The sequence below is a fragment of the Pseudomonas sp. YNh genome (assembly GCF_037993085.1).
Lineage (GTDB): Bacteria > Pseudomonadota > Gammaproteobacteria > Pseudomonadales > Pseudomonadaceae > Aquipseudomonas > Aquipseudomonas putida.
Genome location: NZ_JBBMRJ010000070.1, coordinates 1 through 2191, shown reverse-complemented (window position 1 = coordinate 2191; position 2191 = coordinate 1). Strand labels below are relative to the sequence as shown.

Below are 2191 nucleotides of genomic sequence, written 5' to 3'. Positions count from 1 at the left end.
GAATACGTCGCTGCTGGTGGAGCATGCGTACAACCCGATTCACCGCCGTTACCAGTACGACCCAGCCGGTGAACTGGTGCGCACCCTCGACAAGCTGCGTGGCGAGATCAAGTACGAGTACGAAGCCAACGGCCAGTTGCGCAGTCGCGATACCGGCTCGTTGATCGGCAGCGAGGAATTCCGCTACGACCCGGCAGCCAACCGGTTGGACTTCAATGCGCGGCAGTTCGACAAGGTCAAGGACAACCGGATCAGGCAGTGGCGGGACCAGGAGTACCGCTACGATCCGTGGGGCAACCTGATCGAGAAGCGCTCGGGGCACAGTAAGCTGCAGCACTTCGCCTATGACTGTGAGAACCGGCTGGTTAAAGCTGAAACGTATGTTGGTGACAGACTGGAAAGCACTGGGCAGTACCGGTATGACAGCCTGGGGCGGCGGGTGGCCAAGCAGGCTGAAATCAAGGGCGAGATCGAGCAGAAGCGCTTTCTCTGGCAAGGGCTAAGGATGCTGCGGGAGAAAACGCCTGGGCAGAGCATCTTGTACCTGTACGAGCCGGGTAGCTATGCGCCATTGGCGCGGGTTGATCAGGTTGAAGGGGAAGGACAGAAGGTCTATTACTTCCATACGGATCAGATTGGGACGCCGTTGGAGTTGACGGACAGCAATGGCAAAATCGTTTGGCAGGCGACGTATCGCTCGTGGGGCTCGGTAGAGCAGCTATTAGTGAGTGAGGTGGAGCAGAATATACGATTCCAAGGTCAATATTTTGATTATGAATCAGGTCTGCACTACAATACATTTCGTTGTTACGATCCAGAAGTTGGCCGATTCGCAACTCAGGACCCAATCGGGCTAACAGGCGGTATCCATCTATATCAATATGCCCTAAATCCAAGTGCCTATGTTGACCCGCTCGGGCTTTCATTTGGATCCGGAAAGGGAACACATAATGCAATTGCAACTTTGTACGACAGCAGCGGAAATGTGAAAGCTACTGGTATTTGGCAAAGTGGAAATATGACGCCGGATGAGGCAGCATTAGGGTTTCCAAAGAGCACCCTTGCTACTCATACAGAGGCGCGCATTACCCGTGAATTGAGCCCCCAAGCAGTTCCCGGTGACAGACTTGTTATTGAGGGTGAATATCCGCCGTGCAATAGCTGTAAAGGTAAGATGAATGCATTTAAGGGCTCCACCGGTGCTGATGTCGAGTACAGATGGGCGTCAGGCGATGGCACAACAACAGAGGTTTGGAATGCAAAAAGTAAGAGAACACAAAAAATATCTGGTTCTGGTTGTGGTTAAGAATGGAGGTTTCTATGAATAATTTCGTCGCATCAAACATCGAGTGTTATGAAGAAAACGATGTTTTAGTAGTTGCTATTGGTGATGGTGGTGCTGATCCTGTAAATTATGTAATAATCACTCGTTTAGACGACGAAGATAATTTGAGTGTTGATGATGGTATTGGGTTGCAGGTTTCTGGTTTAAGCTATGAAGTGGCGGGGGCTATAAAAAAAATAGTGTTGGCGGAGAGTGGTCTTAGGGTTGAGATCAAGCCACAGTTCATTAAGGATTTTGGTGGCTCAGCTGTTCTTGTTAAATTTAATGATGGAGTTTTAGATCTGGCAGGTGGGATCTCTTCTTTGCGAAAAACCCTGCAGGAGCTTTTTAATGGTAGTGCAGTTGAGTTAGTTATTTAGATTTGATCGTTTAATATGTGCGAGCTATGTAAGGCTAGAGTTATGGTATTGAATGTATTTCTAAATATATATTTTCTGACGGCAAGGCCGCGAAGTCCCGTTCGTGACCCTGCAACCGGGCGAACGAATCTACAACCCGCATGAGCAGGTGTACCTGGTGTGCACCGAGGGCGGCCACTACATCCTGCAGACCCTAGACAACCTGTTCTTCTACTTCGGCGAAGTGCCCGACACCAACACCGAAGTGCCGCTGCAACGCATCGAGAATGCCCTCGGCCACTTCCTGCACTTCACCCGCACGCCCGACGGCACGCTGACCGACATCAGCGCCACCGGCGGCACCCGCGTGCACCTGCACTACGACAACCCTCTGGGTCGCCTGACCGACATCAAGCGGGTGGTGAACAACGAAGCGGTGGAAACACTCACCCAGTACCGCTACGACGAACACGGCCAGCTGAGCGCGGTGATCAACCGCAACGGCGAC

The 2191-nt window shown here is 51.6% G+C and carries 2 protein-coding genes and 1 pseudogene; all 3 read left to right on the top strand.

What is annotated here, in order from left to right; translation table 11 throughout:
* Positions 1 to 1306, top strand: a 1306-nt coding sequence (locus WF331_RS29035) for an RHS repeat-associated core domain-containing protein (protein WP_340623560.1), incomplete at its 5' end; no start/stop codon positions are given.
* A 14-nt stretch (positions 1307 to 1320) separates the two neighbouring features.
* Positions 1321 to 1704: a hypothetical protein gene (locus tag WF331_RS29030; protein ID WP_284398358.1), complete on the top strand. Its 384-nt coding sequence runs from the start codon at positions 1321 to 1323 to the stop codon at positions 1702 to 1704.
* A gap of 82 nt (positions 1705 to 1786) precedes the next feature.
* Positions 1787 to 2191, top strand: a pseudogene (locus tag WF331_RS29025) (type IV secretion protein Rhs); the annotation flags it as partial.

What these genes read in the sequence shown, in the direction of transcription:
- WF331_RS29030 (WP_284398358.1), top strand. Translation starts at nt 1,321, where the DNA reads ATGAATAATTTCGTCGCATCAAACATCGAGTGTTATGAAGAAAACGAT.